Origin of the sequence: Pseudomonas sp. YuFO20 (genome assembly GCF_035064975.1) — a bacterium.
GTDB lineage: Bacteria > Pseudomonadota > Gammaproteobacteria > Pseudomonadales > Pseudomonadaceae > Aquipseudomonas > Aquipseudomonas putida_AE.
In genome coordinates this window covers 1-6,039 of record NZ_JAXDEO010000118.1, presented here as the reverse complement: position 1 = coordinate 6,039, position 6,039 = coordinate 1, and the positions used below count along the sequence as shown (strand labels likewise).

Genomic DNA, 6,039 nt, shown 5'->3' with positions numbered 1-6,039 from the left:
CGCCGCTCAATGAGCGGCGTTTTTGTTAAATATGGAGCGGGAAACGAGACTCGAACTCGCGACCCCGACCTTGGCAAGGTCGTGCTCTACCAACTGAGCTATTCCCGCAAAAAGCATCCCCTGGGGGACTCTAACATCTGTTACAAACAAAAACGCCACTCGGTGAGCGGCGTTTTTGTTAAATATGGAGCGGGAAACGAGACTCGAACTCGCGACCCCGACCTTGGCAAGGTCGTGCTCTACCAACTGAGCTATTCCCGCAAATGGCGTCCCCTAGGGGACTCGAACCCCTGTTACCGCCGTGAAAGGGCGGTGTCCTAGGCCACTAGACGAAGGGGACACGCTGCCCGGAACACATGGTGTGTGTTTCGGTGCCCAGATCCGCATCCGAAGACTTGGTTCTGGTTTCACTCAGCCCTGCCCGAAAGCAAGACCGTTTAAAAATGGAGCGGGAAACGAGACTCGAACTCGCGACCCCGACCTTGGCAAGGTCGTGCTCTACCAACTGAGCTATTCCCGCAATGGCGTCCCCTAGGGGACTCGAACCCCTGTTACCGCCGTGAAAGGGCGGTGTCCTAGGCCACTAGACGAAGGGGACACACTACAACATTCACTGCCTGCTTCGTTTCGCTGTGTGCTTTACGCTGCAAGTGGCGCGCATTCTATGGATGGATTGAGAGGTCGTCAACCCCCTGTTATAAATTTATTTAAATCAATGACTTCGGACTGCTTTTAAGGCCCCTTGCGGTTTTCCGTCGCCCGGGGTCTGGCGCCTATATTCTGACACTCGCCAAGACGTTATAGTCGACGCCATGAGTGATGGCAATATGCTCCTGAGGTGCCAGCATTTATATAAGCGGGCTGCGGCCGATAAAACCTTGGCCACGCCGAGTCAAGCAGTCGAGCGGCTCCAGGCAGCTGGAGACCAAGCCACTACACTCGCATGCAAACCCTATAAAAGAGGTCTTACCGGTGACACCACTCATGATCACCCTGCTCGTCGTAGCCGGGATTGCACTCTTGATCGCCATTGGCTACATCAACCATGTGGTGGAAAACAATAAGCTGGAAAGGGCCCGTACCAAGGTGGAACTCAATGACCGTTTGCGTCGCTGTGGTGAGATCACCGAGACGTTTCCCGGCCAGTTGATGACGCCAGCGCTCAAGCTGCTGCTGACCCGCCTGGAGCTGAATGTTTGCCAACGCCTGTTGAACCTGGAAAAGACCAGCGCCAACCTCAAGGCACGGATAACCGAACTGGAGGCCCTGGTTGCCCAGGGCCAATCGATTCCGGTCAACAACCCGCCGGCACCGATCCAGACCGAAGCCAAGGCCAAGGACGTGCGTTTCCTGCTCGAAGCCCTGCACGGGCAAATCACCCGCGCGGCACAGGATGGTTTCCTGCCACCCAACGAAGCCAAGGGCTGGATCCGTGAAGTGCGCCATATCCTTGTGCTGCTGCACATCGAGTTTTTCAACAACCTCGGCCAGCACTCCCTGCAGCAGAACCAACCCGGCCAGGCGCGGCTGGCGTTCGAGCGTGGCGTGCAGTACCTGCGCAAGCAGCAGGACCCCCAGGTCTACGCCGAACAATTGCAATACCTGGAAAAACTCCTGGCCCGCGCCAACGACCAGGTCATGGACCGCATCGCTCCGGTGGAGGGCGATGTCAACCAATTGACCGAAGGCCTCAAGGACGTCGAGGCGGATGCGGACTGGAAGAAGAAAGTGATCTACGACTGATCACCGAGCGAACGTAGAAACAAGATCAAAAGATCGCAGCCTGCGGCAGCTCCAACAGTGGAATGCGATCCCTGTAGGAGCTGCCGCAGGCTGCGATCTTTTAGTGGCAGTCAGGCCTGCATCAGAGCCTGAAATGCCCCACCATCCCCTTCAACTCAACCCCCAACTGCGCCAGCTCGATACTCGACGCCGCATTGCCCTGCATCGCCAGCGAAGACTGGTCCGCACTCGCACGAATACTCGTGACGCTGCGATTGATCTCCTCGGCCACCGAGCTCTGCTCTTCGGCAGCCGCCGCGATCTGCTGGTTCATCTGCTGAATCAAGGACACGGCCGCCGCAATGCTCCCCAGCGCACTCTCGGTCTGCAGTGCATCGCTGACGGCCAGTTTCACCAACTCGCCGCTGCTCTGTATCTGCTGCACCGACGCCTGCGCCGCCGAGCGCAAGGCGCTGACCAGTCGCTCGATCTCCTCGGTTGATTGCTGGGTCCGCTTGGCCAGGGCCCGCACTTCATCGGCCACCACCGCAAACCCCCTGCCCTGTTCGCCGGCCCGGGCCGCTTCGATGGCCGCGTTGAGGGCCAACAAATTGGTCTGCTCCGCCACGCTCTTGATCACGCCGAGCACCGTACCGATGTTCTGGATTTCCGCGCTCAGGCTTTCGATGCTTGAACTGGCCGAAGTGGCGGAATCCGCCAGTTGTTCGATTCGCACCATGCTCTGGCGCACCACCTGTTGCCCACTTTCCACCTTGCTGTCCGCCGTTTGCGCCGCCTGGGCGGCCTCCTCCGCATTACGCGCGACGTCATGCACGGTGGCGGTCATCTGGTTCATGGCCGTCGCCACCTGCTCGGTATCTTCCTTCTGGCTGCTGACTTCGAGGTTGGTCTGTTCGGTCACGGCGGACAAGGATTGCGCTGACGTGGCCAACTGCTCGATGCCCGCCTGCAAACCGCTGACGATCTGGCTCAGCCCTTCGCCCATCTGCTGCATGGCTTGCATCAACTGGCCAATCTCGTCTCGGCGGGTCACTTCAACCTTGGCACTCAGGTCCCCGGCAGCGATCTGCTGCGCCACACCAATCACGGTGCGCAGCGGCGCGACGATCAAGCGGGTGATCACCCACGCCGCAATCAGGCCGACCAGCAAGGCTAGCACGGAAGAACCGAGGATCAGCAGCGAGTTGTTCTTCAGCTGCGTCTGCATCGACTGGTCTTCGGCGACATAGGCCTGATCCACCCGCTCAACCACTTGGGCAGCGCGTTGATGCAATTGCTGGTAGACGGTTTTTTCCTGTTCCAGCAGGCCGGTGTACTCGGCGAGCTTGTCGCTGAAACTGGCGATATGGCCGGTCACTTCATTGAGGACGGTCTGGTAGCCCTCATCCTTGACCGTGTTCTTGAGTTGTTCGGCCTGGGTCAGCGCCTGGCTGGCCTGCTCGATCTTGCCCTGTGCGGTGCTGTCGTCGCCCTTGCGGCTCTGGTCCAGGCGCACGCGCGCTTCGTTCATGGCTTGCAGCATCAACCGCGAAACCTGGCTGACCTGGCTGGCTTGCTCGATGAATTGCGCCCCGTCCTTGCCTTCGGATTCCTTCAGCGTATAAGCGCCGTCGTCGGCGAGCCCGGCTTGCAGGACGTCGAGGTTGTTGGCCACGCTGGACACCGACCAACTGGCCATTTCCAGCGCCAGGTCCTTGGCCTGGCTGAGCGAGACAAATTCGTCAAACGCCTTGCGGTAGGCCCCCAGGGACTGCTCGACGTCATTCATCACCGGTACGTTGGCCGCCGACGCCGCCTTGAGCTGCTTTGCCAGGTCGATCAGGCCGTCAACGCCTGCGTGCAGGGCGTCGACGGTTTTCGGGCTGCCGTGCAAGGCATATTCCTGCTCCAGCAGCCGCACCTTGAGCAAGCCGCTGTTGAGCGAAGACATCTGCTTGAGCCCGTCGAAGCGTTGGCTGATGGTGTGCAGCGACCATACACCGATGGCCGCCACCAGGGCCGTCAGCAACAGCACCAGCACAAACCCGACACCCAGTTTTTTTGCCATACCGAGGTTGGCAAAACGTCCTTGCACGGCCGAAATCATTGCACTCAGTCCCCCGCCATTATCAATAGCGGCAGAGTCGCAACGGGCCTTTGGCAACACAAGTCTCTGGCGTCGCAATAATGGCAAAAAGCTACGCCCCCGTCGTTTTCAGAACACTGGAGGTCGATCCGCAATCAAAACGCCGTAACCCCGCCATCCACGGCCAATGAGTGCCCCGTGGTGAACGCCGCGCCATCGCTGCACAGGTACAGCACCGCGCTGGCGATTTCCTCGACCTTGCCGATGCGACCCACCGGGTGCATGGCATTGGCGAACTCGCCTTTCTTCGGGTCTGCTTCGTAAGCGCGGCGGAACATGTCGGTGTCGATCACCGCCGGGCACACGGCATTAACGCGGATTTTTTTCTTGGCGTATTCAATCGCGGCCGATTTGGTCAGGCCGATGACCGCGTGCTTGGACGCCGCGTAGATGCTCATCTTCGGTGCAGCCCCGAGACCGGCCACAGAAGCCGTGTTGACGATTGCACCGCCGCCCTGGGCCAGCAACAAAGGCAGTTGGTACTTCATGCACAACCACACGCCTTTGACGTTGACGCCCATGATCGCGTCGAACTCGTCGACCGTACCCTCGGCCAGTTTGCCCTTCTCGATCTCGATGCCGGCGTTGTTGAAGGCATAGTCGAGACGGCCGTAGGTATTGACCACTTCATCCATCAGATTTTTTACATCGCTTTCCAGCGTCACGTTGCAACGCACGAACGTCGCTTCGCCGCCTGCCGTGCGGATCAGCGCTACCGTGCCCTCACCGCCCGCGGTGTCCATGTCGGCCACCACCACCTTCAGGCCTTCGGCGGCAAACGCCTGGGCCGTGGCCCGGCCGATGCCGGCTGCCGCGCCTGTCACTACGGCCACCTGGCCGGAAAACGTCATGCTCATTGTTCTGTCCTCGAAGAGAAGTTTGCGGGGGGTCGCGTTTTTCCAGCATAGCCAGAGCCCCCGCCGCCAGGCAGCACTATCAGAAGGCCGGTTGAGTCCCCATGCATCGCAGTGATGGAACTACCGTACCAACTATCACTGCACTGGATCAGAGCGTATTCGCCGCATCAGCCGAACTTGCGACATCGACCCTGAGGGTCTATCAACAAGGTTTCATTCATCCTGAGTGCCTGCCATGACGTCCCAGACCAATCGCCAATTTCTCCTCGCCAAACGCCCGGTGGGGGCCGCGACCCGGGAAACCTTCACCTATCAGGAAGTACCGGTCGGCGAACCGGCTGCAGGCCAGATCCTGGTCAAGAACGAATACCTGTCCCTGGACCCGGCCATGCGCGGCTGGATGAACGAAGGCAAGTCCTACATCCCGCCGGTCGGTCTTGGCGAAGTGATGCGCGCGTTGGGAGTGGGCAGGGTCGTGGCCTCGAACAACCCCGGGTTCGCAGTCGGTGACTACGTCAACGGCGCCCTCGGCGTGCAGGATTATTTCCTCGGCGAGCCGCGCGGGTTCTACAAGGTTGATCCGCAACTGGCGCCGCTGCCGCGCTACCTGTCCGCGCTGGGCATGACCGGCATGACCGCGTATTTCGCGTTGCTCGACGTGGGTGCGCCCAAGGCCGGCGATACGGTCGTACTGTCGGGCGCTGCGGGAGCGGTGGGCAGCAATGCCGAGCAGATTGCCAAGATCAAGGGCTGTCGGGTCGTCGGCATCGCCGGCGGCGCGGACAAGTGCCGGTTCCTCATCGACGAACTGGGGTTTGACGGCGTCATCGACTACAAGAATGAGGATGTCGTTGCCGGACTCAAGCGCGAATGCCCGAAAGGCGTCGATGTGTATTTCGATAACGTGGGCGGCGATATCCTCGACGCGGTGTTGAGCCGCCTGAACATGAAAGCCCGGGTGGTGATCTGTGGCGCCATCAGCCAGTACAACAACAAGGAAGCGGTCAAGGGCCCGGCCAACTACCTGTCGTTGCTGGTCAACCGTGCGCGCATGGAAGGTTTTGTAGTGATGGACTACGCCGCGCAGTTCGCCGCCGCCGGACAGGAAATGGCCGGCTGGATGGCCAAGGGGCAGCTCAAGAGCAAGGAAGATATTGTGGAGGGACTGGAGACGTTCCCGGAGACGCTGATGAAACTGTTCAGCGGGGAGAATTTTGGCAAGTTGGTCCTGAAAATCTGAAGCTGTTCTGTAGGAGCCGGCTTGCTGGCGATGCAGGCGCCGCGGTCATTCAGATAAACCGCGGCGCCTGCATC

4 protein-coding genes, 5 tRNA genes and 1 pseudogene are annotated in these 6,039 nt (G+C 60.1%); 2 read left to right on the top strand and 8 right to left on the bottom strand.

Features of this window, described 5'->3' with window-relative positions:
* Positions 1–32: 32 nt before the first annotated feature.
* The 5 genes from SOP85_RS30565 to SOP85_RS30545 form a co-directional block, all read right to left on the bottom strand.
* Positions 33–108 (bottom strand) — tRNA-Gly (locus SOP85_RS30565).
* A 77-nt stretch (positions 109–185) separates the two neighbouring features.
* Positions 186–261, bottom strand: a tRNA-Gly gene (locus SOP85_RS30560).
* Positions 262–264: 3 nt separating this feature from the next.
* A tRNA-Glu gene (locus SOP85_RS30555) sits at positions 265–340 on the bottom strand.
* A 104-nt stretch (positions 341–444) separates the two neighbouring features.
* Positions 445–520, bottom strand: a tRNA-Gly gene (locus SOP85_RS30550).
* Between the two features lie 2 nt (positions 521–522).
* A tRNA-Glu gene (locus SOP85_RS30545) sits at positions 523–598 on the bottom strand.
* A gap of 386 nt (positions 599–984) precedes the next feature.
* On the opposite strand from SOP85_RS30545, the gene SOP85_RS30540 reads away from it, so the two are divergent.
* Complete coding sequence (locus SOP85_RS30540) at positions 985–1,743, top strand: hypothetical protein (RefSeq protein WP_274072937.1); 759 nt, start codon at positions 985–987, stop codon at positions 1,741–1,743.
* A gap of 121 nt (positions 1,744–1,864) precedes the next feature.
* Here the strand turns inward: SOP85_RS30540 and SOP85_RS31535 are convergent, their stop codons facing one another.
* The 3 genes and pseudogenes from SOP85_RS31535 to SOP85_RS30530 all read right to left on the bottom strand — a co-directional run bounded on the left by SOP85_RS31535 (position 1,865) and on the right by SOP85_RS30530 (position 4,725).
* Entirely contained in the window at positions 1,865–2,569 is a 705-nt protein-coding gene (locus tag SOP85_RS31535) for a methyl-accepting chemotaxis protein (RefSeq protein ID WP_442967963.1), read from the bottom strand.
* Between the two features lie 201 nt (positions 2,570–2,770).
* Positions 2,771–2,950 (bottom strand): annotated as a pseudogene (locus SOP85_RS31530) (HAMP domain-containing protein); the annotation flags it as partial.
* A gap of 1,013 nt (positions 2,951–3,963) precedes the next feature.
* On the bottom strand, positions 3,964–4,725 hold the full coding sequence (locus tag SOP85_RS30530) for an SDR family oxidoreductase (protein ID WP_008062892.1): 762 nt from the start codon (positions 4,723–4,725) through the stop codon (positions 3,964–3,966).
* Positions 4,726–4,960: 235 nt separating this feature from the next.
* On the opposite strand from SOP85_RS30530, the gene SOP85_RS30525 reads away from it, so the two are divergent.
* Complete coding sequence (locus tag SOP85_RS30525; protein WP_323629344.1) at positions 4,961–5,965, top strand: NADP-dependent oxidoreductase; 1,005 nt, start codon at positions 4,961–4,963, stop codon at positions 5,963–5,965.
* Positions 5,966–6,039: the final 74 nt, after the last annotated feature.